A 24,689-nucleotide genomic window follows, 5' to 3' on the forward strand; every position below is an offset into this window, starting at 1 on the left:
CTCGGGGCCACCAAACCCTGTCGCCACACCGCCGGGTAAGATCCGGGAGTTTCGGCAAGCCGGGGTCCCGGGACGAGAGTGGCGCGGCCCGCGAGTGTGGCGAGCACATCCGCGAGACCGACCGAGGGGGCATCACATGACGCAGCAGGGGACCGTCGCGATAGAGCGCATGGACGGATCGGCCGCAGCGCGGGCCGAGGCCGCGTTCAGGCTGATCTATGCCGAAGCCTTCGCCGAGCCTCCCTACAACGAGACCGAGGACGACGTCGCCGCCGCCTTCCGCCGTTTCCCCTCCCAGGCCCGCAGGAACACCTTCCGCGCCGCTTTGGCCCGTACCGAGGACGGCGAGCCGGTCGCCATGGCGTACGGCTGGTCGCTCGACCCCGACACGGGCTGGTGGGACGAACTGACCGAGCCAGTGCCGGACGACATGCGACGGGAGGACGGACACCGCACCTTCGGGCTGATGGAGCTCGCCGTGCGCGGACCGTGGCGCGGGCAGGGCATCGCGCGACGTCTGCACGAGACGCTGCTAGACAGCATTGAGGCCGAGCGGGTGTTGTTGAACGTCCACCCGGGCAGCAAGGCAGCGTTGGCTGCCTACCGCGCGTGGGGATACCGCAAGATCGGCGAGGCGCGGCCATGGGGGACAGACGCGGACCTCCATGGCGTGATGCTGCTCGACCTGCACTGACGCAGCTTACGAACGGAACCCGTGGTCCCGCCGGCTGGGGAACCACACCCCGTTTGGGTCACCCGGTGGCCACCGCTGATGCCGGGCGACCGCTGGTTCCACCCCCCGGAATCGACAGCGTCCCCTGTGCTGTTCGTGCGCCCAGCGACCCGAAGCTGCGCGGAGGCGGTTTCGTATCAACCCCATCGGCAGGCCTCCAGACACGGCACCGCTCAGACCTCGACGGCACAAGCTCAAGGTTCGCTGTCATGAGAGCGTGCGGGCAGGCAAGAACTCAGTCGATCCAGAGCAGCATGCCGTCACCCGCTTCGGCTGCGGCTCCAAGAAAGGCCGTCAGATCCAGGAACACATCGCGGGCCCATTCAAGGGAGTCCGGGGAGTCCCATATCAACGGGTAGACCTCGGCGCGGGTCAGCTCGGAAGGGTCGACGTTCCGGATGAGGCGGTCGTAGGGAAGCTCGCGCAGCGCCTCCGCGGCCGCCTGGACGCGGGCAGGGGGCAGGTAGCCAGGGGGGTCGTAGCCCCAGTCCTCGGCTTCGGGGAGGGGTTCCTCGCCGTGCACGATGTCGACGGGGAACGTTGCACGCCTCAGCAGGAAGTCCAGGAGGTGCCAGGTCTGTTCCGTGGTGAAGTGCCGGGCGTCCGATGGGACGCGCTCGTGCTCCTGCGCAGCGTCCATCGCCTCCTCGGCCAGGCCATGGGCCCATTCCGGATCCTTGAGCGCGCGATCCAATTCCGCCGGTGTGACGCGCAGGTACTCCCCGTTCATGCTCATGCGATGCAGCCTAGGGCGAGGCTCTGACAGCCTGGCTTTGCTGCCCGGTTCCGAACGCGTCCGCGCCCGGGGCGCCCGGGACGCCGACGCCGTCCGCGCCCGGACGGCGTCACGGCACCGTGAACCAGCAGATGTCACCGGAGTCGGGCAACCGGGAATGGGCGCCCACCTCTGCCTCGATTCGCGCCAGGGCCTCGGCCTTGTCCGATTTCCATGGCAGGAAGGGATCCAGGTCCGACTCCGTCAGCTCGCCCGGTCGCGCCCCGGCGTCGTACAGATCGCCGACGATCCGCAGGAGCAACGCCAGCTGTTCCTCGAACGAGGCGCCCCGTCCGAGCAGACTCCCCACGGCTCCGCTGACGACCGAGAATCCGACCCAGTCGTCGTGGGTGTACTGAGTCAGATATTCCAGCTCTCGGCGGTACGCCTCCTGGTTCACCATGTCTCAGTTCCCATGCTGCGGGATGTGGAATCGCTTCATGTCCAGGCCGTCCACGTCGTTGTAGTCGATGGTCGCTCCGCCGGACTTACTGAACGACCGATAGGTCACGGTCGCCTTCGGGTCGTCCGACAACTGCCATGTCTCGATGGTGCCCTTCGGTGTCTGCCTGACGTCGGGATCGCCGAGCTTGGCGTGCAGGTCCAGGCGGATCCTCTCCAGCTCCACCTCGTCGATCAGCCTGACGCCGGGATTGTCCTCCACTCCCCTCATATTGCCGTCACTGTCGACCGCGGTCTCGCGTGCGGAATCATGCCGGACCTGGTCGTCGGGGTCGAGGCACTTCAGTCCCAGCGGGTCCAACCAGACGAAGGGATTGGGTACGAAGGTGTGGTGGTTGGGCGCGGCGCTCAAACCGAGTGGGTCGGGTGAGGCGTAGCCGGCGAACTCGGGATCGTAATAGCGGAAGCAGTTGTAGTCGAGGCCTGTTTCCTGGTCGTGGTACTGGCCCGGGAAGCGAAGCGGGCAGACGACCGATGTCGCGTCCGACGGCGTCGGGAGGTCCGCGCCCCATACCGTGGTGCGGAACTGCCGGCTGATGTGGCCGTCGGGCGTCACCAGCTCCATCGGGGTGCCGACGAGGTCCGTGACGATCGCGTGGAAGCGGGCGTCGTGCTCCTCCTGGGCGTGGTGGTCGGTCTGCGTCAGGGGGCGGTGCGTGCCCGGTGCGTAGTCCCAGGTGGTGATGTGGCCGTCCAGGGTGGCCTGCTCGACCATGCGGGTGCCGTCCCACGTGAAGGTGGTGCGTTCCACGACCGCGCCGTCGGGGTCGAGGCGCTCCTTGGCGGTGCGTCGGCCGAGCGGGTCATAGGTGTACCGCCAGTGGTCACCCTCCGGTGTGGTCGCGTCGGTGAGCCGGTCTTCCGCGTTCCAGGTGAAGGTCCACGTGCGTCGCTGCCCGTTCAGCAGTTTGCGGACGCGGCGGACGAGCCGACCCTGGCCGTCGTGCTCGTACACCGTCCGGCCGACGCGCCGGATGAGGGTTCCGCTGAGCTCGTGGTCGCCGTCGGCAGGATGGTCGGGCGTGGTGGCGTGTGCGAGGTTGCCGAGGTTGTCGTAGGCGTACCGCTCGGTCCAGCCGTACGCGTGGACGGCCGTGACCCGGCCGATGGGATCGAGGTCGAAGCGCCGGGTCCCGTTGGTCAGCTCGCGTATCTCGGTGACGTGGTCGTCAGCCCGATAGGCGTACGTGCGGTGCTGGAGGAGGGTCTGGCCGGCGTCCGGGCGACCGGTGAGCGACTGGGTCGTGAGGCGGTCGACTACGTCCCAGGTCTGGGTGAGGACGATGTCGTCGCCGAAGGTGCGGGAGATCTCGCGCCCCACCGCGTTGTACCGGAAGTCCAGCTGGTTGCCTGCGGTCCTGAGGGCCACGGGTCGGCCTTCGCCGTCGTAGGTCCATTCGGACAGCGCGCCGGCGGGCGTACGGCGCGAGGTACGGCGGCCCCGAGCGTCGTGGGTGTAGGTGCTGGTGGCTCCGTCGGCGGACTCGCTGACGAGCCGCCCGAGGACGTCGTAGGTCCGGTGGATCTCGACGTCCGGGTTGGCGGCCATGACCAGGCGACCCGCGGCGTCGTAGGCGTGCACCGTCTCGGTGCCGTCGTCGGCGCGTCGGACCGTGGCACGGCCGAGGGCGTCTCGGGTGAAGCGGAGCGTCTCGCCCGCCCCGTTGGTACGGGAGACGAGCCGGCCGGCCGGATCGTAGGCATAGCTGAGGCTCCGGCCGTTGAAATCCGTCTCGGACATCAGGCGGCCGGCGGCATCGTAGTCGTAGCTCCAGGTCAGACCCTGGGGATTGGTGACCTGCTTCAGCCGCAGCTCGGTGTCGTACGCGAAGGCGTACCGCGTGCCGTCCGGTTCGGTGCGGGTGGCGGGTAGGTCGAAGTGCGTGTGGGTGTGCCGCGTGATGTTGCCGGCGAAGTCCGTGTGTTCGACGAGGTTGCCCTCGCCGTCCCATTGCCAGCTCTCGCGGGTGCCGTCCGCGCGTTGCCTCCAGGCGGGCTTGCCGTCGATGGTCCAGCCGTGTCTGGTGGTACGCCCCAGGGGATCGGTGACGGCGGTGACGCGCCCGTGCGGGCCGCGGCGGACGGACGTGGTGTGGCCGAGCGAATCGGTGACCGCCATGGGCAGACCTGCATCGTTGGTGGCGATGGCGGTGGTGTGGCCCAACTCGTCGGTGACTTGTTTGAGATGGCCGTGGTCGTCGTACGCGTACTCGGTCCGGGCGCCCGCCGGGTCGACGGTCGATGTGCGGTTGCCGCGCGCGTCGTAGGTGTGGCGCCACAGCGCGCCGTCCGGCTCCCGTACCTCCGTCGGCAGGTCCAGCTCGTTGTACGCGGCAGTTCCGGTCGTGCCGTCCGGGCGCTCCACACGCAGCAGGCGACCGCGGTCGTCGTACGCGTAACGGGTGACGTGGCCGATAGGGTCCGTCACGGCGAGTCGGAGCCGGTTGGTCTCGTCCCACTCGGTGCGGGTGGTGTTGCCCAGCGGGTCCGTCTCGGCGACCACCTTGTACGCCTCGTTGTAGACGTACGTGGTCCGGTTGCCGAGGGAGTCGGTGTAGACCGTCGTGCGGGCCGCGTCGTCGTAGTGGAGGCGGCCGGTCATCATGCCTTCCGAGCCGACGGTCCGCAGTACCCGCCCGTGCCGGTCGTAGACGTAGCCGAACTTCGTGCCGTTGCGGTCGGTCCAGGAAGAGATGCGGTGTTCGGCGTCGTACGCGTAGCGCAGCGACTCGCCCGTGGAGTTGACGACCTCGGTGAGGTCACCGGCCGCGCTGTAGCCGAAGGAGACCAGGGTCACGCCGCGTTCGTCCGTGCCGGGACCGAGGAGGCGCAGGGAGGTGACGCGCAGCTTGGCGGGGTCGGTGTCGACGGCGATGCGGTAGCCGCCGGAGTGGACGATCTGCTCGGGGTGGCCCTCCGCGGTGTACGTGATGGTGATGCGATGGTCGTTGCGGTCGGTGATGGCGTGGAGGGCGAGTTCGGTGGCGTCCGCGGCGGGCAGCGGCGCGAAATGCAGGGTCCGTCCGCTTTCCGGCACGTGGATGGTCATGGCGCCGCCGGGCTTCCCGTCCCAGCGCAGTGGCCAGCGCGGGCCGCTGACGGGCAGGGTGTCCTCATCAGGGCTCGGTACGGGATACCGCAGCAACATGCCGTCGTCGGCGACGTAGACGATGCCCTTGGCGTCGATTTCCAGGCGCTGGTCGAGGGTGGCGGCCCACGTTCGTCCGAACCAGCCGCCGCAGGTGTGCCCGGAGACGAAGCTGCGTGCGAGGACGAGGGGAAGGGCTGCGGGAAGGGAGACGTCGGTGGCCGTCATGACCATCTCGCCGGTCGCCACGTCGATCGGTTCGCCGGTGGTGCACTTGTCGTCGCCGCACTTGTCGTACTTGCCCGGCTCGCCGTCCGCCCGGCCGCCGGCGCTGCCGTCCCGGCGCAGGGCGCTGCTGCGGTCGGTCAGGCGCTTGAGGGCGGCCTTGGCCGCGCTACCGCCGCGCACCAGAGCGCCGCCGCCCCCCGTGGCGATGGCGAGCAGGAGGTCGGGGCTCATCTGTCCGGCGGCACGCGCCGGGTTGCGCGACCACTCGTCCCAGTTGAGGACGGCCTTGGCGAACTCCGTCGGATGCTGCGCCCCGTAGGCAATCCCGTCGGCCATGCCCGCGAGCTGCATGGCGAAGCCGTTCACGTCCCCGTCGGCGAGCGGTTCGACGAGGCCCACGAGGCCGTCCACCCCGTCCTTGAAGCCGTCCCAGTAGTCGGAGGCGCCCCTCTTCACCGCGTCCCAGCCCTTGGGCTTGTCCGGGGCATCCTTGGCGCCGTTGTTGAGCTTGCGCTCGGACGCGTCGACGACGACTTGGAGCTCTTCGATGAGTTTGTCGAGCCGGCCCACGCAGCCGGCCATGGCGGCCGCGCCCGGGTCGCTTTCCGACGGGCGCTCGGGCAGGGGATCGTCGTGGCGCTCCACGGCGTCGTTGTACGCCTTGACGTCCTTCCAGTACTTCTTCGAAGTCGCCCTGGCCTCGTCGGCGTCCTCGATGATCGGCAGGCAGAGCTTCTGCACCGAGCGGAGCTTGTCCGCGTAGGCGTCGAGGGCATTCGCGGCGTCGAGGAAGTGCTTGTTGGCCGAGGTGAGCTCTTTGGGAAGTCGTTCGGTCGCCTGCTTGAAGGCGCTCGCGCCCTCGCCGGACCATTCCTCGAACTCCAGAACCTGGAGCTGACCGACGCCGTCCTGGAACGCCCCGGCGTACGCGCGCAGTTCGATGACCAGGTCGTCGACCTTGTCCGGATCGCCGTAGATGAGGTCCTTGGGCGTGCAGCCGGCGGGTATCCGCTCCGGGGCGGGCCTGTCGTCCAGCACTACGCACTCACCTCGGTGGGGTCCGGTGGCCACTCCTCCTGCAGGAGTGTCTTGGGCGGGTCGAACGTGGGCTTGCCGACGTGGTCCCAGGTCCACTTGCCGACGCTGCCGACGGGGAGCTTGGAGATGTTGTCCGGGGTGGGGGAGAAATTCTCGACGGCCAGCAGGTCGGCGAGGATGTACGCGGCGATCACCTCGTGGAGGCGTGCCACCACCTCGTCGGCGTGCTCGGCGACTTGACCCATGCCGTAACCCCAAGCGGACAGGAAGCCCTTTCCGGAGTTGAGGATCTCGAAGGTCGCGTTTCCTTGAAGATGCGCCGCGAGTCTGTCCTTGTGGTCCTTCACCATGCGCGCGGCAACGACCGACTCCTCCAGGGGGTCGATCATCTTCCGTACCGCGGTGAACTGGATCGAATAGCCGTCACCGGGGGCCGCACCGTCACCGCTCTGACGTCCCTCCATGGCGTCCCGACTGGTCAACGCCCTGCTCCTCCGTCGTCTCGTAGGTCCCTGTCCTCGGTGGTCTCCGCCTCGCGCAGCGCCTCCACGTTCAGCAGGAAGGGGCGCTCGCCGAACGGGTCGACCAGGGCCCGGACCCCGTCGGGCAGGAGTTCGACGAGGTCCGCGACCGTGGTCGACGCCCAGGCGCACGCTCCCGCGAAGAGGGCCAAGCCCTCCACCGAGGTGAACAGCGGTACCAGTGGTCCGGCCTCGGTCTCGGAGACCAGGAAGCCCGGCTGCTCGGGCCGTTGGAAGTACAGGCGCGTCCCGCGCGCGGCAGCGAGCTTCTCCGCTTCCGACATGCGCGCGACCGTTTCCTGGTGCAGAAGGTTGGCCAAGGTCATCCGACCGCCGGACCGTTCGACACCGCCCCCGCTGATGCTCATGCCATGCATGATCACATATTCGTACGCTTTGCTCGGTGAGAGTCGGAACACCCGGGCCCCAGCAGTGCCCCAACCGCGCATCCCCAAGGGTGAGCTGGCTGCCGGCTCGGGACCGGTGGCTCGATCCGATGAGCTGGGACAATGGATCTCATGAACGCATCGCCCACGCTGTCCGCCACTGAGATCACCACGGATCGCCTCCGGCTGCGCAAAGCACACGACGCCGACATCGACGGCCTCATCGAGCTCCAGACCGATCCGCACGTCCGTGCCCACCTCGGGGGTCCGCGGCCCCGTGCCGTCGTCGAGCAGTACTTCGACGCGAACGGCATCAGCGCCATTGCGGGCAAGCCCGGAACCTACGTCATCGCCGACAAGGAAACCGACCGGTTCATCGGGACACTCGTACTCGATCGCCGCTCCGCCGACCTTCCCGGACACGTCACCAAGGAAGGCTCAGAGCTGGAGCTGACCTACCTGCTCCGGCACGGAAGTTGGGGCGCGCGACTGGCATCCGAGGCCGCCACGGCCATATTGCGCGCCGCCGCCGACGAGTTGCCCGACCAGCCCGTCCTGGTGGTGACCCAAACGGCCAACGAGCGTTCCCTCAGGCTCGCCACCCGCCTCGGGTTCCGGCGCATGGGCACTTTCCAGGCGTATGAAGCGGAGCAAACCCTCGCGGTGGCCGACCTGCACTCGTTCCAGGCCCCGTCTCTCTGACCCGCGCCCGCCCACCTGCCCGGCGCCGAACTCGCCCGCCGCGACGGCGACCTGGAGGCGCCCCTCTGAAGCGTCCGAGTGGGGTCACGCGCGTTCGTACGCCGTGAAGACCCGTGGCGGTGGCACGTAGTCGCTCAGGCTCGCCCCGATGAGCAGGCCCCCCGAGGGGATCAGGCGACGGAGCCTTGAGGCGGCTCTCGAAGTCGGGTCGAAACGACTCCCGTTCTCGGGCTCTGGCCCAACTTCGGTGGCCCGTGACCGTGGGTCACCAGGGTGGTCAATGTCAGCCGGCAGCGCCCGCTCGCGCCGCCCGTCGGCGCCGCCAGGCCAGCGCCGGTGCCGCGATGGCCAGGGCGAAGAGGACGGCCGCCATGATGAGGTGCGGGACCGTGTGGCCCTGCACAACCGTGTAGAGCCCGCAGGCCGCGCCGCCGGCTGCGACGCCCAGGGCGGGCGGCCATCGGTCGGCGGTCAGGCCGGTGCCGACCACGAACAGTGTGGGCATCGAAGCGAGGAACAACACCCAGCTGCGCAACTCGTAGCCGTCGGCGGCGACGCATCCGCCCCTGGGCCCGCGCTTGCAGCCGCCTTCGACGAACCCCAGGAACCCCCAGGTCGCGGCCGCCAGGACGACGACGACCAGTGGAATCCACCACCCCCGCGACCAGTTCTTCTCATCGAGCGACCACCTGCGCGTCGAACGCCCGCCGTCCATACCCCTACCCCCATGTCGATGACCGCCGAGATCATAGAGCGCACCCGCTGGCCGAGCACTTCGCGGGATGGCGGATTGCCTCCGCGACCACGCCTCTCCTGGCGGCCCAGTACCTCATTTACAGCGGCCCGGCACACAATCCGGGCCAGCCCAGCCGTCACTCAGGGTGCCCGAACCATATAAGTCGAGTCAGAGCCCGTTTTCGCGTCCAACAGCCACGCGCGTCGTCGGCCAGGACTGCCTGCCTGCCTGAGGGCGAAGGGTGCGGGCCCTGTCGAGCCGTCAAGGCCCGCCGGCGGCGGCGCCGCCGGGTTTCGCTCATCCGGACCGCTCGCCCCGCCCCTGGACCTTGTCCGGCTACCGCGCGGCTCCTCCCACATTGGCGTCCCATCCCAGATCAGGAACATGGCGGCGATCTGGTTCTCTGCCAGGGTCTTGGCGCGGTCCGGCGGCGCCGGCCGCCGCTCGATGCCGATCGTGGGATCGCATGCGAGTCAGCCCTCGGGCTGCCACCGGCCGATCACCCCTTGCGCGCGATGGACAGCTGCCGGTTGACGATGTCAATGAGCATCGCGGCTTGCTTCCGGGGGCCCGCCCGGGGTACGAGGCCCGGCGATCTGAGGCTGCGCCGTGTGGTCGCGAGTGACCGGAAGCGTTGCCGCAGGCAGGCAGCGGCGGGGGCCCGCGGGCCCCGGCTGCGTGCCCGCCGGGACGGTGTGTCAGACCACGGCGAGCCGCTCCACCAGCAGCTCCACCCTCTGCGCGGCGAACTCCGGCAGCAGCCGTCCCGCCCGGGTCAGGGTCGCAATGCCGTGCAGGGACGCCCAGAACACCTCGGTGAACAGCCCCGGGTGGACGCCGTCCCCGGCGACCTCGCCGAGGCTCTCCAGCAGGGCGGCGAAGGCGTCCTTGAGAGGTTCCGGGGTGTCCTCGTCCGCGAAGGCCAGGCCGCCGTCGAGCTGGAACAAGGCGTCGTAGACCGCCGGGTTGCGTGCGGCGAAGTCGAGGTAGGCGCGGGCGAGCGCGGCGACCCGCTCCCGCGGGCCGTTGGCGGCGGAGGTCGCGGCACGCACGGCCGCGGCCATCTCCGCGGCGCCTTCGAGGGCGACGGCGCCGATGATCTCGCGCTTGCCGCGGAAGTGGCTGTAGAGGACGGGCTGGCTGTATTCGATGCGTTCGGCGAGCCGGCGGGTGGTGACCGCGTCCCAGCCCTGCTGCTCGGCGATTTCGCGGGCCGTTGCCACGATGAGGCGCTCGCGCTCCGCCCGTTCGCGCTGCTTGCGTTCTTGTACCGACATGATTCGATCCTAGCACCGCTAGACAATCAAGCGGCAGCAGTACTAGCGTTGCCTCATCAGCTAGCAATGCTAGACACCAAAGGGGTCGTCATGTTCAACGCACTCGAGGTCGTCACCACCGTGATCGTCGGCGTGATGGTGGGGGTGGAGTTCTCCGTCGCCTTCGTCATGAACCCGATCCTCAACGCCCTCCCCGAGGACAGCCGCCAACTCGGCCACGCCCACGGGGGCCGGATGCTCGGCGCCGTGATGCCGGTCTGGTACATCGGCTCGCTCGCCCTCGTCGCGGTCTGGGCCATCGCCGGATGGCACCACCACGGCACCGGACTCGTCGTCACCGCCGGCGCGCTGCTGGCCCTCAGCGTGATCATGTCGCTTCTGCTGCTCGTTCCGATCAACAACCGGAACAAGACGTGGACCCCTGACAACCGGCCCGCCGACTGGAAGGAGCAGATGAACCGCTGGGCCCGCTTCCACTATGCCCGCGTCGCCGTCATCATCGCCGCCTTCGCCCTGCTGGTCGCCGCCCTCACCTGAGCCCGCGGGCTCACCCGCCCGGTCGTAGCCGCAACCGCTCGGCCGCGCGCCCGAAGTGCGGCACCGCCCAAAGCCGCCCCGGCACGCACTGGTTCGCCCCGCTACCTCGACGGCTTTCGCCCCGTCGGGATGAGGCAGAGGGCTTCGGATTGTCACCGGACCTCCTCGGCTGCCTCGACAACGCCGGGGCACCTACCAGCGGTAGCCGGGGGAGCAAGATCCGAAGACACAGCCTAGAACTGAGCCCTGTCCCCGATGTCCTTCACCCTCTCGCAGGCAACACGGTCAATTCCCTTGAATCGGACGCAGATCTTCGACTCGGCATCCCACTCGGAGTGATTCCAGGTGTAGCTGAGGGTCTTGCCCACGCGGGTTGCCGTCGCGGGGTTCTTGTCGTAGCGGTAGAGCTTGCCGTTCACGTACAGCGACACCTGCCGTGTCTTCACGTTCTTCGGCGGGTTGACCCAGATCGCGGTGGGCGTGTTCCAGAAATTGCTGCCCTCAAGCCGGACACAGACCTGCGGGCCGGAGAAGTGGTGCGTGCAAGAGCTGGAGTCCGCCGCAGCCGGCCCCGCCGTCGACATGACGAAGGCAGCCGCGAGGGCGGCCGCCGCGTTCAGATGGATGAACTTCCGCATGCTTCTCACAACCAGGGAACACAGCCGGCGCGACACGGCCGGACGCCGAAGTCCACCCCGACGAGCGAGCAAAAGAAGGAGGGGATGTGGATGTCGAGGTCTGCCGCGGTGATGGGGGTATTTGATTTCCCCACCCGGTGCTCAGGTGTCCTCGGCGTTGCTCGACGTGCTTCTCCAGGCGGCCCCGCGCTGGCCCGCGGACGGATGCGAGGAAAGACCTCGATGGCTACTGCGGGATCAACCAACGCCTACCCTGCCGACGACGGTGCGCGGGCGCCGGCAGGCCACCCTCTGCAACCGTGCGTCGAACCACCACGTCCAGAGGGCATGAGGGAAAACACCCCAGGGCAGAGCGGTATCAAGCCGATGAGCGAGCGCCAGGCGAGATACTTCCTCGCCAGCCTGGGCGCAGCGATCGGGCTGGCTGTCTGGGCACCAAGGGCCGCGTTCAGTATCGACGGGGGATTCGAGGGCCACGCCCGCGATCTGAGCGTGGTCTTCGTCGACCTGCCACTCATCCTGCTCGGCGGCGCGCTGGTGCCGCTCCTCTCCTGGTCCTTGGCCATCAGGCGGGTTCCGCCTTGGGCTGCGGCAGTCGCGGCCATGGCCGCGCTCGCGCTCGGGGCGTGGGGTCTTACCGAGTGGTGGACCCCCCGTCAGCATCCGGACCCCGGCTACGACATACCCGGCATGTGACAGCGTCCACTGGTGGGGCTGCCGGCACCCAGACACGCGCCCGCCGCACATGTGCGTGCTGCGGCCGTGCGCCCTCTTGTTACCGCTGGGCGCATTGAACCGCTCAGCACGGCCATCTCGCCGCCGATCGTGCCCGTGCGCACGTCGATCAGGTGGTATCGGAACCACTCCTCCCCGTCCTCGCTCTCACTGCCGAGGGTGACCACAGCCGTGTCGGGGGTCAGGTGGCCGCCGCCCCATTCCACAAAGGTGCCCTCCGGGTCGTACCCGAAGGCCTCGACGCGGAGAGTGAAGAGAACGTCTCCGCTGGGGTGGTGGTGGAAGGCGACGTCCGCCTGCCCGTGGTCGACGGTCATGAATTGCTCTCCGCCCGGCGCCAGGTCGATCAGGCAGCGGACGAAGCGGCTGTTGGAATCCGCTCTGGAGGGCAAGATCACCGACCATCGAGGCTATGACAAGCACGATCCGGCCGGGAAGAGCGGTGGCAACTCCCCCGACGGGACACGCGCGAAGACCGTGCTGACGGACGTCGGTCCGGTGGAGGTATCCGTTCCTCGCGACCCTGCTCGACCCCACCGGCAAAGGCCAGGCCCTCTTCGGGAGACGATCTCTATCCGACCAGGCGGCGGCGCCACTCCAGCGGGGTGACGGTGATGGCCCGGCCTGGGTCACGGTCCCATTCGGTCTGGACACCCGTTGCTTCCAGGGCGGCGACGACCTCGTGGCCGATGGCCGCCGTGGTCTCGGACGAGCCGTCGAAGCCTCCGTAGAGGAGCGCCAGTCCGTGGCCGGCTGCGGCAGAGTCCGTGCATTGCGAGTGGAAATAGACGAAGCCACGGGCGTCGGTCCCGCCCTCCCCGCCAATCTCGGACTGCCCACAGCTGCGGCAGCAGGTGAAGTTCTCGCGAGCGGTGATACCGGCCTCCTGCAGGGCGACGAACGCGCGGGTGAGCCGTTCCGGGTCCGTCTCGCCCTGCCATTCGGCCTGCTCCGCGGCCCGCGCCAGCCACATCCGGTCGACCAGCGCCTCCGCCTGCACGCGCGACACGGGTCGACGGTCCGCGGTGACCAGGTACTCCTCGGCAAGCTCCGCCAGTTCGGCGCGGTCGGCGTAACCGCCGACCAGCACCTCGCGGACGCGCTTCTCCAACTCCTCGCGCTCGTCTTCGTCCAGGTCGAGCGGCGGCACCTCACTGGTGGGCCTCACATCCAGCAGCGACCAGGCCAGATCAGTGCCCCAACCGGACCCTTGCCGGGCCCAGCCGGTCATCGCCTCAATCACGGCCCCGGAACCGTCGACTGTCACGTGGTAGTGCCGGTCGGCGGAACCGTCGCGGTGCTCCAGCGTGTAGTCCCCGCCGGCCTCGTGCCAGACCTGGGCGAAGACGTCGGGGAGGTCGGGTATCCGATGGACCACCAGAAACCGGTCACCCTCGCCCCCGATTCGCCGGACCAGCCCAGCCAACTCCTCAGCGGACACACGAACGTGCCGCTCCCCGTTCTCCGTCTTCACCACGATCTCAAGCATGCGCAGACTCTGACACACCCCTCTGACAGCAGACCTCCCGCGACGCACGAGCCAGCTCACTGCGACGGCCCAGAACAACTCCGATCCCGTGCAGGGCCCGGTGGGAGGCCGAGCTGCGGATCGCCACGCTCGCGTTGACATCGTCGCCCCCGGGACTCGGTTACGAGCGCGGGCGACTTCGGCGTGCACCGGCTCGATGCATGGAGGCGCCGACGTCTTCTGCGTCGATGAGGCGGACCGCGTATTGCGGTGCATCAGGGCGAGGAACCTGGGAGACCAAGCTCGCGGCTCGACACTCGACTCTTCGAAGCCTCCGCACAGCCGCCCCCGGGCGTCCACCGCCGCGGCTGTCTGACGGAGCAACACCCTTGCCCACCGCCGCCGCCTCGGCGGACGTCTGCTCTCCGTGGAAACCCGGAGCGGCATTACCTCCCAACGAAGGAGCAGTCATGGCTGATCTGACGGACGCCCAGCGTCTCTATGCCTGGGGACGGTCCCACTTCGAGAGTCAGGCCGCTCCGGTCGTCTGGGCCGGCCGTGTACTTCGCTGCGCGAGCCAGAACCAGGCCGAAGAAGAGTGGCCAAACGCTTATGACGTTTTCTACCGACTGCGGCGACGAAGCCTGGACCAGAAGGCACCGCTGAACGAGGAGGAGGTACTGGTGTTCACCATCGCCGAACTCGTCGCGAAGGTAGCCCACAACGCTTCCGGCATACTCCCCCAGTTCGACCACGACTCAGGCCGCCGGCGGAGGACGAGGCCTGGACGCCGCTCGACTCTCCTGTGGACCCCTGCCCGCCCAGGATGGCGGCAGGCACCTTCGCCCGCGACCCGCAGCCGGGACGCGTCACCTGGGGCTCGCTGCCCAAGGGCTTCAGAATGGCCCGTGCGGGGCACGGGCCAGGGGTGAACCTGCTGTTGAGCCCCGGCGACCTGGTCGGAACCACGAAGATCCTGAGCCGCTGGGGCGGTTGCTGCGGGCCGGGCGGGCACGAGGGGCCGAACCTGGCCTGCGCCGGGTGTGGGGCGGAGGTCGGGGTGTGGATCGGTGACTGTTACACGTGGCTGGAGGTCGTCCTCGATGGGCGCCTGGTCAGCCGTTCCTCGTCGGTTTGAGTGCCCGCTTCCCACACCGCCGCTCGCACCGCGTGGCAGACCGTGCGCGAACGCGACGCACGCTGCTCGGCGCCACGCGGAACGATCGCGGCTCGCACCCGGCTGCGTACCCTGACCGTCCCCGGGGACCGGTGGTCCCCAGCGCTCCGAGGTCCGTGGGTCAGGCGGGCGCGGTGCCGAACGGGTTGTCGATGACGTAGCGCCACAGACCGTCCGCACCGCGTCGCGCGACGTCCGTGGCGGTTCCGGCCAACCGAACGTCCGCGCCGTCGGGCCCGGTTCCCTCGATGCTCCAGTCGACGATCAGCAGCGCGAGGTCACCCGCCACGTAGGTGTGGCGGGGGCGCACCTCTATCGGGAGGCCCAGCGCGAGGAACTCCGCCGTGGCGGAGGCGAGGGCCGCGCCCGTCAGCGGGTTCCCGGGACGTGGGACGAAGACGGCGTCCGGCTCGTACACCTGGGCCACCGCCGCAGGGTCGCCGGTGTTGAAGGCCGCGGCGAAGACAGCCGGATGTTGCCGGGGATGGGTGGTCAGGGCGACAGTGGGCGCATGATCGCGTTCGATGTTCATGGCGTCAGCCAAGCCGAGGACGAAATGGGTCACCAAATGGAAAGCCACGCCGACCGGTGGGACCCAGAGCTCGTCCCGGACGTCGGCGGACGTACCCGGCGGCCGCAGCCGGATTGCCCGGTGGAGCTGGCGCTCGCGGCGGTGTCCGGGCGATGGACCACGCTCGTGCTGCGGGAACTGATGGGCGGGCCGCTGTCATTCGGCGCGCTTTCGGCCCTGCTTCCCGACATCAGCCCGAAGGTGCTCACCGAGCGGCTACGGACACTGGAAGCGCAGGGCCTCGCCGTCCGGGAACGACTCCCCGACTTTCCCGTGCGCACCCGCTACGGCCTGACCACTGCCGGAGCCGCGCTGCGGCCTCTGCTGGTCGAGCTGTACCGGACCGGGGTCGAGCTGGCCGATACCGGGGCGGGGGCAGAGCCCCGCGAGGGCTGCGACCCAGCACCCTGAACCGAGCAGCGGGCGCCGTCGCCGCGTTCGAGTCACAGCCCCCCCTGTCTGAACCTCTTGGACGGGCCTGCCAAGGCACCGCCACGGCAGGGGGGTTGGGGGGTCGAGGCATAGGGCGGTCGATGCGATGCCTACCCTGAAATCATGAATGATCATGGGACAAGAATCCGGCGGAAACGTTCAACCACCCTGCTTTCGGCCGCCTTTGTCGCGCTCGTCGCGCTGTGCGCCTCTCTACTGCCCGGAGGGCTCACCGGCACGGCGGCTGCGGCCGAGCTGACGCCCCGCACCACCCAGCCCTTCTCGACCAATAATGCGTTCGGCTACGCGTGCTTTCGGATACCGCAACTGGTCCGGACGAAACAGGCTCTGATCGCCTTCGCCGAGGGCAGAGTCAAAGACTGCAATGACGTCGGCAACATCGACATCGTGGCCAGGCGGTCCACCGACGACGGAAAGACGTGGGAATCCGGCCTCCAGGTCATCCGGGGCGCCGGCGACCCGCATGGCTACGGAAACCCGGCCCCCGTCGTCACCGACTTCGACCGCGGCCACATCACCCTTCTCTACGCCTTCAACGAGGTGAAAGGAACAGCTCGGCAGGACCGCGAGCTGCAGCGGACGGAAAGCACGGACGGTGGCGCGTCCTGGACATCTACAAAGGAGGTTTTGACTCACCTGAAGGAACCCGACTGGGAATGGATCTCGGTTGGCCCCGGCAAGGGCGTCAGGCTGGCTTCGGGGCGGCTGGTCGTCTCCGGTGAGTACCGCAGGGGGACGGACGAGAACCCCCCTGTGTACGGCGGTGCCGTCTTCTACTACAGCGACGACAACGGCAAGACCTGGGCCATGGGTGCCCGGTCCGAGGCGCTGGAGACCCCCGAGGGCACGCACTATCCCAGTGAGCCCTCCACCGCGCTGCTGCCGGACGGCCGGGTGTACGTCAACGCCCGCTCCAAGAGGGTCTGCGGGACCAGGGACCGCCGGCTGTCCGCCGAGATCGGGGCCGCCGACATCGCCAACACCAAGTTCCGGGTGAGCTTCTCGCTGGTGGGGAAGATGGAAGCCCCGCCCGTATCCGGGTCTCTCCTTCGGGGTGCGAGCGGCAAGCTCCTGTTCTCCTCGCCGGTCCGCCACGGTGCCGAGTCCAACGACCGCTTCACGCTGGCCATCCGCTCGTCCTCCGACCAGGGCAAGACGTGGTCGACTTCCGGTGCGGTGATCCACAGGGCCCGGGCAGGGTACTCCGACATGGAACACCTCCTCACGGGCGAGATCGGCGTGCTCTACGAGCACGCGGGGGGAAGCCCGCACGGCAACATCACGTTTGCCGCCTTCAAGGAGGCCGACCTCACCGGGGCTCAGGAGGACCTCCGGGCGAAACACACCGGCGACAGCAGCGGGGCCGGCAACAACGCGGTGGTACAAGGGGCCGCCCAGTTCGGCACCGGGTACGACGGCGTCGGCAAGAGCCTGCGCTTCGACGGCAAGGACGACGCCGTCCGGGTGCCGTGCAGCGACTCCCTGCGGCTCGGGACGAGTGACTTCACCGTCAGCACATGGGTGAAGTACGGTCCGGACACCTCCACTCCCACCGAGGCCGACCCCACCTACGATCAGCGGCCCCGTCCCGTCATCGTCGGTTACGGACAGGACAGCAGCTCCTCCGAGCTGAAGATCGTCGCCAACAGGGACGGCTCCATCAGCGGATCGATCCGGGGCAAGGTCGCCGTGACCGAGTACAACCTCGACGGCGAATACCTGAGGACGTGGACCGGGGAGTCCAGCCTTCACGTCCACTCGGCCACCGGCCTGGACAACAACGCCTGGCACCACGTGGCCCTTCGGCGCAAGGGCGACCTGCTCGAGCTGGCCGTGGACGGACGGATCGTATCGGGCGTGGGTGACCCGACCGGCCAGGCGATCGACCTCCGGATCACGAAACCGAAGGACCCCGAGAACCCCGATCGCGACAAGGGGCCGTTCAGCATCCGATTCGGTGCAGATCACACCTACATCAAGCCCTTCGCCGGCGAGATGGACGAGGTCCGGATCCACGGCGCGTTCCTGACCCCGGCGGAACTGACCTCCCTGATGGCCGGAACCGAGGTTCAGGAAGACAAGAAGCGGCTCGCCCTCCCGTTCAACAGTGTCTGGACCTTCTAGTCGCTCATCCCCGAGGATCACCTGATCGTTGGCTGCGGTGTGCCGCGTACTGGCGCCCTGATCACATTTCAGGTGCCGCAGCGGCACACTGCTGGTGGGCCTGCCCACTGCCCCGTCCGGATCACGCCGGACCGTCGACGGCTCCGAGTCAGCCGCGCAGCCGGATGCTCCCCCGGTTCCGCGGTCCCTCGAACTTCGACTGGTCCAGCACCGGCCGGGGCTCGGGCTGCGCGGCGGCGAGCTTGATCTGTTCGCGGCCCGCCAGGGCGACCCGCCATTGGCCGAGGTCCGGCCGGGTCCCGTACGGGCCGGCGGCCTTCCCGTAGAGGGCCCGTACGGCGTTCTCCCTGCGTTCGTCGAGCACGCCGGGCAGTGGAACGAACGGGCCGCCGGGGGCCGTGTACGCGTCCTGGGCCAGGATCCGGCCGATGGCGAGCGCGGCCTTGTAGCGATCGCTGTCCACGCTGACCAGACCGGGCGGCGCCAGCGGATCGTTCCAGTCCGGGGTGTCCGCCTGGGCCAGCACCGGTCCGCTTCCGGTCAGGCGGGCGCCGTCGCAGTCCAGCAGGTGGACGGCCGGGGCGGGTCGGACCGTCCACAGCACGTTGGCCTGGGACAGGTCACCGAATACGAGCCCGGTCCGGTGCAGCCGGTCCAGGAGCTCGGCGAGGGCGACGACGACGGCGAGCCGCTCGCCCGGGGTCGGCTGGAGGACGCCCTGCCAGGCGGGCTTCGCGGGGCGGAGCAGAAAGGCGAGCTCGGTCAGCTTCGACGAGCCGGCACAGGTGGTCCACCTCATCGAGGCGGGCGCATCGTGCATGAGGAAGCCGGTGACCCGGCCGCCGTTCACCACCCTGCTCAGTGGCCACGCGGCCGACTCGTCCCAACCGGCCCGCTCGGCGACACCGAGTCGGAGCCGTACGGAGACGAGGCCGGCGAGCGCCTCACCGTCGACCCGGTGCGGCTCGCGGTAGCTCTTGTAGAGCACGCCGGGGCGACCCGAGACGGTGTGTACCTCGCCCTGGCCTCCATCACCGATCTTGTCCAGCAGCGGCAGCGAGGACAGCTCGACGTCCGTACCGTCGACCTCGCTCATGCGTGTTCCCCCTCCCACAGGCACACCGCGGTGCGGTCGTCGTCGTACGACTTCACCCGGTACTGGAGCTGCCACAGGAAGTCGGCCAGTCCCGGCGGCCCGCCGGCCCAGGCGTCCCGCAGGAACTCCCGCATCCCGCCGTCGCCCGCCAGCGGATTCGACACACCGTCCGTGCACAGGACGACCACGTCGCCCGGCAGGGCGTCGCGGATCAGCCGGACCTGTGCGTACCGCGTGGACGGCAGGGCCGCGGTACGGGTGTCGATGACCCCCGCCTCGGCACCGGACTGTTCCTCTTCGGGGAAGACCGGGGCCCAGCCGCCGTCGCGCAACCGGAGGGTTCCGCCGTCGCCCACGGCGAAGAACGCGCGGGTGCGGACGGCCGGGTCGACCGGGACCAGCAGCACACGCAGGGTGGTCGCGTAGTCGTCGGGCCGGTGACCGAGGCCGACGGCGCTCTGCGCCAGTGACTCGGCGGCACTGCCGACGGCGGAGTTCACGAGCCCGGTGAGTTCCTTGTCGTCCTCGCGGCGCAGGAGATCGGCCAAGTGTCCGGCCAGCGGCTCCAACTGCCGGACGATCTCATGGCAGACGGTCCGGGAACCCGCGTGCGAACGGCGGGCCGAACCGACGCCGTCGGCCACCGCGAGGAGGAGCAGCTCGTGGTCCGCCGCGCCCAGTCGGGCGACGGCGAGGGAATCCTGCCGCGGCTCCGCGTGGTAGCGGTGTGCGTCGCCGCGGACGGAGCCGGCCCGTACGGTCAGCCGCCCCACGGTGGCACCGTCGAGGACGGTGTCCGGGACCAGGGCTGCCTCGGTGTCCCCGCCGGCGGCCACGGCGGCCGCCGGGTCCGGGGCGTAGAGCGGAGGCTTGGCGCCGCTGAACTGCGGCGGGCCGAGTACCGGGACGTCCCGGACGGATTCGGGAGCGGGTTCCGCGCACTCCGGCGGGTCGCGACGGGGCTCCACCGCGGGCACCGGGGTCGGCACGGGGGCGGGCGCGGGTACGGGCACGGCCACGGGCGCGGGCATTGGCACCGGCATGGGCTCGGGTTCAATCTGCGGCGCGTGTGCCGCCGAACCGTACACGGGGTCGAGTTCCTGGTCGTACGGCTCGTCGCGGGACGGGCCGTTGATCTCCGGTCGCATGGTCTCCCGCCTCACAGCTTGTCGAGGGTGACCGTGGAGAAGCCCGGCACGGTGTCGTCCACGGCCAGGTTGAAGCCGCCGCTCCCGTCCGCCGCGATGCTGCTCGCGGAGCGGACGATGGAACGGGTCAGGCTGGCCGCGAACTCGCGCAGCGCGGTTGCCGGGGAGACGTTCTTGTCCTCCTGGATGAACGCGCGGAAGTTGGCCACGTGGCCGATGGTGGCCCGATCGGCCTCGCCGATGCCGAAGGCGATGATGTTGGGCCGGTAGCGCGCTTCGACGAGTTCCTTGTGGGCCTGCATCCAGCCGTTGTCCGTGGGGGCGCCGTCGGAGAGGAAGAAGGCCACCGGCCGGTAGACCTCGTGGCCTTGCCTCTTCAGCTCCTCCACGTCCTGCTCGATGCAGCGCAGCAGCGTACGGAAAGCCTCACCGTACGCGGTGAAGCCGCCCGCGGACAGCGCGGGCAGGGTGTCGATGTCGCTGAGGTCGGTCAACGGCTGGAGGACGCTGGCGTCATCGGAGAAGCCGATGAGGCAGAAACGGGTCTTGTCGGCCACCGTCGGATTCGTGCTGATCTCCCTGTGGAGCTCGGGCAACGCGCCGTTGATGCTGTCGAGGGGGTCACCCACCATCGACCCCGACTCGTCGCACACCAGGTAGAAGGGAAGGATCTGCACGGTCTCACGCTCCGCAAGTGATGGGTTGGGGCAGTCTCAGTAGGTGTAGAAGTAGATCTCGATGTCGGCCCGGCCTCCGGAGGATCCCTGGACGAAGAAGTCTCGGGTCGTGGCCCCGCCGAACATCTCCGGGCGGGCCTTGACCAGCAGCCCGTTGATCCTGCGGGCGTATTCGACGCCGCCGCCCACCTCGGGATTCCGGCCGAAGGTGAGCACGAAGGCAGCGGTACGGCCCTGGTACTGCCCCGTCCGGTCGCGCAGCTGTTGCACGATGCGGTCCGTGTCGGAAGCGTCCCCGTCCACGGAGAGTTCCACCGCCGTGCGCTCGACCGCGCGGGGCCCCGACGGGGTCGGACTCGGCTTCGGGCCCGGGGACGGCGTGGCGCTCGGCGAGGCCGACGCGCGGCTGCTCTTGTCCGCCTCGGCGGCCTTCACCGGATCGCCCTGGTCTCCCATCGCGACCAAGGCGAGGACCAGCAGCATGTCGGCGAACAGCCAGCCCGCGAGGTGAAGGGGCGTGAGCCGGGGACGCCGCGCCTTCGTCATCGGGCGTCCACCGGGGTGGACCGGTCGCCGTCACTGGCCTTCGCGAGGTCCACGGCTCCGGCGGACCCCGGCACCGGCGCGGACCCCGGCACCTGCGCGGGGCCGGCGAGCTGAGCGGGCACGCCTCGGCTCAGCACCTCTGCCAGCTCCGCGAACCGTTCGGCGGCCTGACGCAGCGCACCGGTCTGCTCCGCGAGTCCGAGGACCGCCCTCTGCGATGCCGCGACGGCGTCAGCCGTCCGCTCGGTGACGTCGCCGAGCCGGTTGAGCACCTGCCCGGACACGTCGGCGGCCAGCTCGGTTCCGGTGGCGAAGGAGCGCTGGGCCGCGGCGAGGACGGTCACCGAGTCCTCGACCCGGTCGCCGGCGCCGGTCAGGGCATCGCGGACCTCGCCGTTGACGGTACGGACGTCCTCCAAGGCCTGGCGCACCATGGCGCCGCTGCCGGACACCGCGGACTCCAGACGGGCACTGCTCTTGTCGAACGGGTCGGCGAGGGCGGAGACAGCCTTGCCCATCTCGTCGGTGCTGGTGCGCACGGCGGTCTCGACCCGGCCGACGGCCTTCTCCAGCGGGCGGACCGCCGCGTCGACCTCGGCGAGCTGCTTGCCCGCGTGCTGCACGGCGTCGGCGACCGCGGTCGCCGCCGTCTCCAGCTGACCGTGTGCGCGTACCGCCTTGTTCAGGAGCTTGCCCAGGGCGGCCGCGGCTCCGGTGAGCTCGGCCGTGAACCGCTGCGGCGAGGTCAACCTCCGCTCGTTGAGCAGCAGCTGTGCCTTGGTCAGTACGGGAGCCAGCCGGGCCAGCAGGTCGTCGGCGGCCCGCTGGGCCGCTTCGGCCTGCTGGTCGGCCCGTGCGCGGCGCGCACCGTGCACGACCGTCAGCACGAACAGGAGCAGGATCACCGCGGTGGCGGAGCCGGCGACGTGACCGAAGGTGGACCAGCCCTCCATGCGGCCCTCGAAGCCCGATTGCCACAGCTGGAGAAAGGGGCGCCCGGCGGCCTTCGGGTCTTCTCCGATGAGGGCTTCGTAGGCACTCGTCGCACGGCTGAGGCCGAACCAGGTCAGCAGGAGGGGCAGGAAGACCAGGGCCCCTATCCCGGCTTCCAGGTAGGCCCAGACCCGGTGTTCCGGCCGCCGGGTCACCGTGGCGTCGAGGCTTTCCTTCCGGCAGAAGAACTGGAGGAGGTCGAGTTCCGTCCACGGTTCCACGTCGCCGTCGCCGACCCCCTGGAGGGCATCGGCCAGAGAGTGCAGCTCCTCTTTCCGGGAGATCAGTGCCGGATGATCGGCGAGATCCTTGAGCTGTGTCGCGACAACCGGTGCCGTGGCAAAGGAGCCGACGGGCATTCCCACCCCCATGAAAGTACGGGGTAGCGGCCCGGTACGGCATGCTGCCGTCCGATTGACGAACCCCCTGGTCGCCGGGGCGTCCCGCCGCGGCGAGACCGGATCATAGGGGAGCGCGGCAATCCAGCTTTTGAATGACCATCATGTGATATGAGGAGCATTATGAGTTCGGCCAACCGGCCACGGGGAGTGATCCGGCTGCACGGTCAGGGATCCGATGTGCCGGCGACGCCCGGCGACACGGTGCCGCGTGCCCGTGTTGCGGCCCGCGGCGCCCTGCAGGCAAATCTGAACTGGCTGCCGGGCACGCGCGTGGACGTCAACCTGTGCTGTCTGGTGGAGTTCCGGGACGGGACGGCGACCGTGGTTCAGGCGCTGGGCGACGACTTCGGTTCACTCACCGAATGGCCGTGGATCGCCCTCGACCATGACGACCGAACGGGCTCCTCGTCGGACGGCGAGGACACTGCGCGTCAACCTGATGCAGTCCGAGCAATTCCGCCGGTTGCTGTTCTTCGTCTACATCTACGAGGGTTCGGTGGACTTCCGCCGCTTGGGGGCTGCCGTCAACGTGACGGTCCCGGGCGGCCCGAGCTCTCGGATCCTGCTGAACGACTCCCCACCCGGGGTGCTCGGCTGCACCATCGCCATGGTGACCCCGGAGGCAGGCGGACTTGCCGTGCGTCCGGAGGTCCGGTGGTACACACCGAATGCCCGGCATCACGTCCACGAGTTGATCGACCGGGACTACGGATTCGGCATCCCCTGGACCTGGGCAATGAAGCCACCGCTGGACCGCCGGCCCCGTGGACACTGAGCAGCACCCGCCGCCAAACGAATGGCCCCGGCGGCGTCGACCCGGCGCCCTCCGTCTGGAACGGGGAGCGGTCGAGCGATACTTGACCCGTACCCCGCCCCGCGACGGGACGCGGGTGCGGTCGACGACGAGGGAGCCGTACATGACCACGGCAAGAGACCTGTTCACCGTTGCCCTGGAGCCCCGGCCGGAGCGGGCCGTGGGGCAGGGCGACCTGTCCCTGTCTCTCGCGGGCGCCGAACTGATCGACCTCCTCCGCGCCCAGGCCATCGACCTGGACGGCGATCTCATCGTGCCGGGCCCACAGCCGGCCCTGGACGACCGGCTGCTCGGCGCGGCGGCGTCGACACTCGTTCGGCAGGTTCCGTACGAACACGTCGAGGACTGGCTGTGGCGCAGGGGCCGTGACCTGGCAGCGGCCTACCAGTCCGCGTTCGAAGAGGACGGCCTGCTGGCGCGTGCGCGGCGCGGCCGCTTGAACTTCGGGCCCGAGCGCATGGAGCTCGTCGACACGCCCGCCCGGCGCCTCGCCCGGAGCCGCTGGGAGGAAGACGAACCCGTCCTCGGGGCCCTCGCCTCGGCCATCGGCATCCGCCGCGGCGAAGGTCCCCGGGACGATGCCGGCTCGGACGCCGAAGCGGTGACGACCGTGCTGGCCGCCGTCAACGACGCGGTGATGGAACTGGAGGCGGTACGCCAGCGGCGTTCCATCGAGAACACGGCCTTCGCCAACGTGTGGCGGGCCCCGTAGGCACCTCGCCACTCGGCCGGCCTGGGCGGCGTCCCACACTCCGGTGCGGGCGATCTCGGCCACCCAGTCCACGAAGTCGCGGGGCTTGCGGTGGAGGGCACGCTCGACGCCACAGGGGCCGGCCCAGGGTGTCATGCTCGACCGCCTGCTCGACCTGTTGCTCATCTCGGTGCTGCGGGTGTGGTTCGACCGGCCCGGGACCGAGGCCCCGGCCTGGTACCGGGCCCACACCCACCCGGTGGTCGGCGAGGCGCTGCGCCTGTTCCACGAGGACCCGGCGAACGACTGGACGCCGGCGCGGGTCGCCGCCGAGGTCGGGGTGTCACGGGCGACGCCGGCCGTGTGCTTCCGCAACGCCGTCGGCACGCTACCGATGACCTACCTGACCGAGTGGCGCCTGGCCCTGGCCGCCGACCTGTTGCGCCAATCCGACGCCACGCGGAACGTCGTCGCCCGGCAGGTCGGCTACGGCAGCGGGTTCGCCCTCAGCTCGGCGTTCAAGCGGGTGTACGGCATCAGCCCGCAGGAGCATCGCAGCGCCGCGCCGGCACGGTGAGCGCGGGGCGGGGCCGTCGGCCCGACGACGAAACCCGGCCGCACGAGGCGGCCCGGCGCGTCGCCGCCGCGCCGCCGCGCCGCCGCGCCGTTGCGGG

At 69.7% G+C, this 24,689-nt stretch carries 25 protein-coding genes and 2 pseudogenes; 11 read left to right on the forward strand and 16 right to left on the reverse strand.

Annotated elements, in window-relative coordinates; all coding sequences use genetic code 11:
* Window positions 1–136 precede the first annotated feature (136 nt).
* Complete coding sequence (locus ACFV9H_RS32425) at window positions 137–694, forward strand: GNAT family N-acetyltransferase (RefSeq protein WP_385405324.1); 558 nt, start codon at window positions 137–139, stop codon at window positions 692–694.
* A 274-nt stretch (window positions 695–968) separates the two neighbouring features.
* Here ACFV9H_RS32425 and ACFV9H_RS32430 read toward each other — a convergent pair whose 3' ends face one another.
* The 5 genes from ACFV9H_RS32430 to ACFV9H_RS32450 form a co-directional block, all read right to left on the reverse strand.
* Window positions 969–1,469: a YfbM family protein gene (locus ACFV9H_RS32430; protein WP_385405326.1), complete on the reverse strand. Its 501-nt coding sequence runs from the start codon at window positions 1,467–1,469 to the stop codon at window positions 969–971.
* Window positions 1,470–1,578: 109 nt separating this feature from the next.
* Entirely contained in the window at window positions 1,579–1,911 is a 333-nt protein-coding gene (locus ACFV9H_RS32435; RefSeq protein WP_385405329.1) for a hypothetical protein, read from the reverse strand.
* A gap of 3 nt (window positions 1,912–1,914) precedes the next feature.
* On the reverse strand, window positions 1,915–6,324 hold the full coding sequence (locus ACFV9H_RS32440; RefSeq protein WP_385405331.1) for a putative T7SS-secreted protein: 4,410 nt from the start codon (window positions 6,322–6,324) through the stop codon (window positions 1,915–1,917).
* On the reverse strand, window positions 6,324–6,806 hold the full coding sequence (locus ACFV9H_RS32445; RefSeq protein WP_385405333.1) for a hypothetical protein: 483 nt from the start codon (window positions 6,804–6,806) through the stop codon (window positions 6,324–6,326). Before ACFV9H_RS32445 ends, ACFV9H_RS32440 begins: the two co-directional genes overlap by 1 nt.
* A complete protein-coding gene (locus tag ACFV9H_RS32450) occupies window positions 6,803–7,213 on the reverse strand; it encodes an SseB family protein (protein ID WP_385405336.1) in 411 nt (136 codons plus the stop codon). Before ACFV9H_RS32450 ends, ACFV9H_RS32445 begins: the two co-directional genes overlap by 4 nt.
* A 150-nt stretch (window positions 7,214–7,363) precedes the next feature.
* Here ACFV9H_RS32450 and ACFV9H_RS32455 point away from each other — a divergent pair, with 150 nt between their 5' ends.
* Window positions 7,364–7,933, forward strand: a complete 570-nt coding sequence (locus tag ACFV9H_RS32455; protein WP_385405338.1) for a GNAT family N-acetyltransferase — start codon at window positions 7,364–7,366, stop codon at window positions 7,931–7,933.
* Between the two features lie 283 nt (window positions 7,934–8,216).
* Here ACFV9H_RS32455 and ACFV9H_RS32460 read toward each other — a convergent pair whose 3' ends face one another.
* Together ACFV9H_RS32460 and ACFV9H_RS32465 are read right to left on the reverse strand one after the other, a co-directional pair.
* The gene (locus ACFV9H_RS32460) at window positions 8,217–8,648 is read right to left on the reverse strand and encodes a hypothetical protein (RefSeq protein ID WP_385405341.1); all 432 of its coding nucleotides are present in this window, start codon (window positions 8,646–8,648) and stop codon (window positions 8,217–8,219) included.
* Between the two features lie 719 nt (window positions 8,649–9,367).
* Window positions 9,368–9,946 carry a TetR/AcrR family transcriptional regulator gene (locus ACFV9H_RS32465; RefSeq protein ID WP_385405342.1) on the reverse strand — a complete coding sequence of 193 codons (579 nt, stop codon included), beginning with the start codon at window positions 9,944–9,946 and terminating at the stop codon, window positions 9,368–9,370.
* Between the two features lie 90 nt (window positions 9,947–10,036).
* Between ACFV9H_RS32465 and ACFV9H_RS32470 the strand changes: the two genes are divergently transcribed.
* The gene (locus ACFV9H_RS32470; RefSeq protein ID WP_385405345.1) at window positions 10,037–10,483 is read left to right on the forward strand and encodes an anthrone oxygenase family protein; all 447 of its coding nucleotides are present in this window, start codon (window positions 10,037–10,039) and stop codon (window positions 10,481–10,483) included.
* A 233-nt stretch (window positions 10,484–10,716) separates the two neighbouring features.
* Here the strand turns inward: ACFV9H_RS32470 and ACFV9H_RS32475 are convergent, their stop codons facing one another.
* Window positions 10,717–11,121 carry a hypothetical protein gene (locus ACFV9H_RS32475; RefSeq protein ID WP_385405348.1) on the reverse strand — a complete coding sequence of 135 codons (405 nt, stop codon included), beginning with the start codon at window positions 11,119–11,121 and terminating at the stop codon, window positions 10,717–10,719.
* Window positions 11,122–11,448: 327 nt separating this feature from the next.
* On the opposite strand from ACFV9H_RS32475, the gene ACFV9H_RS32480 reads away from it, so the two are divergent.
* Window positions 11,449–11,817 (forward strand): hypothetical protein, encoded by a 369-nt coding sequence (locus ACFV9H_RS32480; protein ID WP_385405350.1) that lies wholly within the window; start codon window positions 11,449–11,451, stop codon window positions 11,815–11,817.
* Here the strand turns inward: ACFV9H_RS32480 and ACFV9H_RS32485 are convergent.
* Window positions 11,796–12,248, reverse strand: coding sequence for a hypothetical protein (locus tag ACFV9H_RS32485; RefSeq protein WP_385405386.1), 453 nt, complete (start codon window positions 12,246–12,248; stop codon window positions 11,796–11,798). The two genes, ACFV9H_RS32480 and ACFV9H_RS32485, sit on opposite strands and share 22 nt — an antisense overlap.
* Here ACFV9H_RS32485 and ACFV9H_RS32490 point away from each other — a divergent pair.
* Window positions 12,202–12,384: pseudogene (locus ACFV9H_RS32490) on the forward strand (transposase); the annotation flags it as partial. The gene ACFV9H_RS32485 and the pseudogene ACFV9H_RS32490 sit on opposite strands and share 47 nt — an antisense overlap.
* Window positions 12,385–12,427: 43 nt before the next feature.
* Here the strand turns inward: ACFV9H_RS32490 and ACFV9H_RS32495 are convergent.
* Window positions 12,428–13,345, reverse strand: a complete 918-nt coding sequence (locus tag ACFV9H_RS32495) for a DUF6891 domain-containing protein (RefSeq protein ID WP_385405353.1) — start codon at window positions 13,343–13,345, stop codon at window positions 12,428–12,430.
* Window positions 13,346–14,150: 805 nt separating this feature from the next.
* Here ACFV9H_RS32495 and ACFV9H_RS32500 point away from each other — a divergent pair.
* The gene (locus tag ACFV9H_RS32500) at window positions 14,151–14,462 is read left to right on the forward strand and encodes a hypothetical protein (protein WP_385405356.1); all 312 of its coding nucleotides are present in this window, start codon (window positions 14,151–14,153) and stop codon (window positions 14,460–14,462) included.
* A gap of 160 nt (window positions 14,463–14,622) precedes the next feature.
* Here the strand turns inward: ACFV9H_RS32500 and ACFV9H_RS32505 are convergent, their stop codons facing one another.
* Window positions 14,623–15,033 (reverse strand): YybH family protein, encoded by a 411-nt coding sequence (locus ACFV9H_RS32505; protein WP_385405359.1) that lies wholly within the window; start codon window positions 15,031–15,033, stop codon window positions 14,623–14,625.
* Between ACFV9H_RS32505 and ACFV9H_RS32510 the strand changes: the two genes are divergently transcribed.
* Together ACFV9H_RS32510 and ACFV9H_RS32515 are read left to right on the forward strand one after the other, a co-directional pair.
* On the forward strand, window positions 15,013–15,483 hold the full coding sequence (locus ACFV9H_RS32510; RefSeq protein WP_385405361.1) for a winged helix-turn-helix transcriptional regulator: 471 nt from the start codon (window positions 15,013–15,015) through the stop codon (window positions 15,481–15,483). The genes ACFV9H_RS32505 and ACFV9H_RS32510 overlap by 21 nt on opposite strands.
* A 144-nt stretch (window positions 15,484–15,627) precedes the next feature.
* Window positions 15,628–17,649: an exo-alpha-sialidase gene (locus tag ACFV9H_RS32515; RefSeq protein WP_385405364.1), complete on the forward strand. Its 2,022-nt coding sequence runs from the start codon at window positions 15,628–15,630 to the stop codon at window positions 17,647–17,649.
* A 148-nt stretch (window positions 17,650–17,797) separates the two neighbouring features.
* Here ACFV9H_RS32515 and ACFV9H_RS32520 read toward each other — a convergent pair whose 3' ends face one another.
* The 5 genes from ACFV9H_RS32520 to ACFV9H_RS32540 are packed head-to-tail and all read right to left on the reverse strand — an operon-like array spanning window position 17,798 to window position 22,474.
* The gene (locus ACFV9H_RS32520) at window positions 17,798–18,745 is read right to left on the reverse strand and encodes a hypothetical protein (RefSeq protein WP_385405367.1); all 948 of its coding nucleotides are present in this window, start codon (window positions 18,743–18,745) and stop codon (window positions 17,798–17,800) included.
* Window positions 18,742–19,893 carry a PP2C family serine/threonine-protein phosphatase gene (locus ACFV9H_RS32525; RefSeq protein ID WP_385405369.1) on the reverse strand — a complete coding sequence of 384 codons (1,152 nt, stop codon included), beginning with the start codon at window positions 19,891–19,893 and terminating at the stop codon, window positions 18,742–18,744. Before ACFV9H_RS32525 ends, ACFV9H_RS32520 begins: the two co-directional genes overlap by 4 nt.
* Before the next feature lie 11 nt (window positions 19,894–19,904).
* Complete coding sequence (locus ACFV9H_RS32530; protein WP_385405372.1) at window positions 19,905–20,570, reverse strand: VWA domain-containing protein; 666 nt, start codon at window positions 20,568–20,570, stop codon at window positions 19,905–19,907.
* Between the two features lie 36 nt (window positions 20,571–20,606).
* Window positions 20,607–21,116: a hypothetical protein gene (locus ACFV9H_RS32535; protein WP_385405374.1), complete on the reverse strand. Its 510-nt coding sequence runs from the start codon at window positions 21,114–21,116 to the stop codon at window positions 20,607–20,609.
* Window positions 21,113–22,474, reverse strand: coding sequence for a methyl-accepting chemotaxis protein (locus ACFV9H_RS32540; RefSeq protein WP_385405377.1), 1,362 nt, complete (start codon window positions 22,472–22,474; stop codon window positions 21,113–21,115). Before ACFV9H_RS32540 ends, ACFV9H_RS32535 begins: the two co-directional genes overlap by 4 nt.
* Window positions 22,475–22,895: 421 nt before the next feature.
* Here ACFV9H_RS32540 and ACFV9H_RS32545 point away from each other — a divergent pair, with 421 nt between their 5' ends.
* The 3 genes and pseudogenes from ACFV9H_RS32545 to ACFV9H_RS32555 form a co-directional block, all read left to right on the forward strand.
* Window positions 22,896–23,285, forward strand: a complete 390-nt coding sequence (locus ACFV9H_RS32545; RefSeq protein ID WP_385405380.1) for a hypothetical protein — start codon at window positions 22,896–22,898, stop codon at window positions 23,283–23,285.
* Between the two features lie 142 nt (window positions 23,286–23,427).
* Window positions 23,428–24,036: a GPP34 family phosphoprotein gene (locus tag ACFV9H_RS32550; RefSeq protein ID WP_385405383.1), complete on the forward strand. Its 609-nt coding sequence runs from the start codon at window positions 23,428–23,430 to the stop codon at window positions 24,034–24,036.
* 118 nt (window positions 24,037–24,154) lie between these two features.
* Window positions 24,155–24,592: pseudogene (locus ACFV9H_RS32555) on the forward strand (helix-turn-helix transcriptional regulator); the annotation flags it as partial.
* Between the last annotated feature and the right edge of the window lie 97 nt (window positions 24,593–24,689).

It is taken from the genome of Streptomyces sp. NPDC059874 (assembly GCF_042731135.1).
Taxonomy (GTDB): domain Bacteria; phylum Actinomycetota; class Actinomycetes; order Streptomycetales; family Streptomycetaceae; genus Streptomyces.

Excerpts from the sequence above, each read along its gene's own strand:
- ACFV9H_RS32425 (WP_385405324.1), top strand. The coding sequence starts at position 137 with ATGACGCAGCAGGGGACCGTCGCGATAGAGCGCATGGACGGATCGGCC.
- ACFV9H_RS32430 (WP_385405326.1), bottom strand. The coding sequence starts at position 1,469 with ATGAGCATGAACGGGGAGTACCTGCGCGTCACACCGGCGGAATTGGAT.
- ACFV9H_RS32435 (WP_385405329.1), bottom strand. The coding sequence starts at position 1,911 with ATGGTGAACCAGGAGGCGTACCGCCGAGAGCTGGAATATCTGACTCAG.
- ACFV9H_RS32450 (WP_385405336.1), bottom strand. The coding sequence starts at position 7,213 with ATGAGCATCAGCGGGGGCGGTGTCGAACGGTCCGGCGGTCGGATGACC.
- ACFV9H_RS32455 (WP_385405338.1), top strand. The coding sequence starts at position 7,364 with ATGAACGCATCGCCCACGCTGTCCGCCACTGAGATCACCACGGATCGC.
- ACFV9H_RS32460 (WP_385405341.1), bottom strand. The coding sequence starts at position 8,648 with ATGGACGGCGGGCGTTCGACGCGCAGGTGGTCGCTCGATGAGAAGAAC.
- ACFV9H_RS32465 (WP_385405342.1), bottom strand. The coding sequence starts at position 9,946 with ATGTCGGTACAAGAACGCAAGCAGCGCGAACGGGCGGAGCGCGAGCGC.
- ACFV9H_RS32470 (WP_385405345.1), top strand. The coding sequence starts at position 10,037 with ATGTTCAACGCACTCGAGGTCGTCACCACCGTGATCGTCGGCGTGATG.
- ACFV9H_RS32475 (WP_385405348.1), bottom strand. The coding sequence starts at position 11,121 with ATGCGGAAGTTCATCCATCTGAACGCGGCGGCCGCCCTCGCGGCTGCC.
- ACFV9H_RS32480 (WP_385405350.1), top strand. The coding sequence starts at position 11,449 with ATGAGGGAAAACACCCCAGGGCAGAGCGGTATCAAGCCGATGAGCGAG.
- ACFV9H_RS32495 (WP_385405353.1), bottom strand. The coding sequence starts at position 13,345 with ATGCTTGAGATCGTGGTGAAGACGGAGAACGGGGAGCGGCACGTTCGT.
- ACFV9H_RS32500 (WP_385405356.1), top strand. The coding sequence starts at position 14,151 with ATGGCGGCAGGCACCTTCGCCCGCGACCCGCAGCCGGGACGCGTCACC.
- ACFV9H_RS32510 (WP_385405361.1), top strand. The coding sequence starts at position 15,013 with ATGATCGCGTTCGATGTTCATGGCGTCAGCCAAGCCGAGGACGAAATG.
- ACFV9H_RS32505 (WP_385405359.1), bottom strand. The coding sequence starts at position 15,033 with ATGAACATCGAACGCGATCATGCGCCCACTGTCGCCCTGACCACCCAT.
- ACFV9H_RS32515 (WP_385405364.1), top strand. The coding sequence starts at position 15,628 with ATGAATGATCATGGGACAAGAATCCGGCGGAAACGTTCAACCACCCTG.
- ACFV9H_RS32520 (WP_385405367.1), bottom strand. The coding sequence starts at position 18,745 with ATGAGCGAGGTCGACGGTACGGACGTCGAGCTGTCCTCGCTGCCGCTG.
- ACFV9H_RS32525 (WP_385405369.1), bottom strand. The coding sequence starts at position 19,893 with ATGCGACCGGAGATCAACGGCCCGTCCCGCGACGAGCCGTACGACCAG.
- ACFV9H_RS32535 (WP_385405374.1), bottom strand. The coding sequence starts at position 21,116 with ATGACGAAGGCGCGGCGTCCCCGGCTCACGCCCCTTCACCTCGCGGGC.
- ACFV9H_RS32545 (WP_385405380.1), top strand. The coding sequence starts at position 22,896 with ATGACGACCGAACGGGCTCCTCGTCGGACGGCGAGGACACTGCGCGTC.
- ACFV9H_RS32550 (WP_385405383.1), top strand. The coding sequence starts at position 23,428 with ATGACCACGGCAAGAGACCTGTTCACCGTTGCCCTGGAGCCCCGGCCG.